The organism is Pseudomonas sp. GW821-FHT03C07 (genome assembly GCF_059420925.1).
In genome coordinates, this window is record NZ_JBWKUQ010000040.1 from 1 (window position 1) to 2,261 (window position 2,261).

Genomic DNA, 2,261 nt, shown 5'->3' on the forward strand with positions numbered 1-2,261 from the left:
TTGTTGGGTGACTGCGTACCTTTTGTATAATGGGTCAGCGACTTATTTTCAGTGGCGAGCTTAACCGAATAGGGGAGGCGTAGCGAAAGCGAGTCTTAATAGGGCGTCTAGTCGCTGGGAATAGACCCGAAACCGGGCGATCTATCCATGGGCAGGTTGAAGGTTGGGTAACACTAACTGGAGGACCGAACCGACTACCGTTGAAAAGTTAGCGGATGACCTGTGGATCGGAGTGAAAGGCTAATCAAGCTCGGAGATAGCTGGTTCTCCTCGAAAGCTATTTAGGTAGCGCCTCATGTATCACTGTAGGGGGTAGAGCACTGTTTCGGCTAGGGGGTCATCCCGACTTACCAAACCGATGCAAACTCCGAATACCTACAAGTGCCGAGCATGGGAGACACACGGCGGGTGCTAACGTCCGTCGTGAAAAGGGAAACAACCCAGACCGTCAGCTAAGGTCCCAAAGTCATGGTTAAGTGGGAAACGATGTGGGAAGGCTTAGACAGCTAGGAGGTTGGCTTAGAAGCAGCCACCCTTTAAAGAAAGCGTAATAGCTCACTAGTCGAGTCGGCCTGCGCGGAAGATGTAACGGGGCTCAAACCATGCACCGAAGCTACGGGTATCATCTTAGGATGATGCGGTAGAGGAGCGTTCTGTAAGCCTGTGAAGGTGAGTTGAGAAGCTTGCTGGAGGTATCAGAAGTGCGAATGCTGACATGAGTAACGACAATGGGTGTGAAAAACACCCACGCCGAAAGACCAAGGTTTCCTGCGCAACGTTAATCGACGCAGGGTTAGTCGGTCCCTAAGGCGAGGCTGAAAAGCGTAGTCGATGGAAAACAGGTTAATATTCCTGTACTTCTGGTTATTGCGATGGAGGGACGGAGAAGGCTAGGCCAGCTTGGCGTTGGTTGTCCAAGTTTAAGGTGGTAGGCTGAGATCTTAGGTAAATCCGGGATCTTAAGGCCGAGAGCTGATGACGAGTTGTCTTTTAGATGACGAAGTGGTTGATGCCATGCTTCCAAGAAAAGCTTCTAAGCTTCAGGTAACCAGGAACCGTACCCCAAACCGACACAGGTGGTTGGGTAGAGAATACCAAGGCGCTTGAGAGAACTCGGGTGAAGGAACTAGGCAAAATGGCACCGTAACTTCGGGAGAAGGTGCGCCGGTGAGGGTGAAGGACTTGCTCCGTAAGCCCATGCCGGTCGAAGATACCAGGCCGCTGCGACTGTTTATTAAAAACACAGCACTCTGCAAACACGAAAGTGGACGTATAGGGTGTGACGCCTGCCCGGTGCCGGAAGGTTAATTGATGGGGTTAGCTAACGCGAAGCTCTTGATCGAAGCCCCGGTAAACGGCGGCCGTAACTATAACGGTCCTAAGGTAGCGAAATTCCTTGTCGGGTAAGTTCCGACCTGCACGAATGGCGTAACGATGGCGGCGCTGTCTCCACCCGAGACTCAGTGAAATTGAAATCGCTGTGAAGATGCAGTGTATCCGCGGCTAGACGGAAAGACCCCGTGAACCTTTACTATAGCTTTGCACTGGACTTTGAATTTGCTTGTGTAGGATAGGTGGGAGGCTTTGAAGCGTGGACGCCAGTTCGCGTGGAGCCAACCTTGAAATACCACCCTGGCAACTTTGAGGTTCTAACTCAGGTCCGTTATCCGGATCGAGGACAGTGTATGGTGGGTAGTTTGACTGGGGCGGTCTCCTCCTAAAGAGTAACGGAGGAGTACGAAGGTGCGCTCAGACCGGTCGGAAATCGGTCGTAGAGTATAAAGGCAAAAGCGCGCTTGACTGCGAGACAGACACGTCGAGCAGGTACGAAAGTAGGTCTTAGTGATCCGGTGGTTCTGTATGGAAGGGCCATCGCTCAACGGATAAAAGGTACTCCGGGGATAACAGGCTGATACCGCCCAAGAGTTCATATCGACGGCGGTGTTTGGCACCTCGATGTCGGCTCATCACATCCTGGGGCTGAAGCCGGTCCCAAGGGTATGGCTGTTCGCCATTTAAAGTGGTACGCGAGCTGGGTTTAGAACGTCGTGAGACAGTTCGGTCCCTATCTGCCGTGGACGTTTGAGATTTGAGAGGGGCTGCTCCTAGTACGAGAGGACCGGAGTGGACGAACCTCTGGTGTTCCGGTTGTCACGCCAGTGGCATTGCCGGGTAGCTATGTTCGGGAAAGATAACCGCTGAAAGCATCTAAGCGGGAAACTTGCCTCAAGATGAGATCTCACTGGAACCTTGAGTTCCCT

General features: G+C 52.4%; 1 rRNA gene. It reads left to right on the plus strand.

The features are described from left to right. A 23S ribosomal RNA gene (locus AC07VG_RS33355) occupies positions 1-2,261 on the plus strand; the annotation flags it as partial.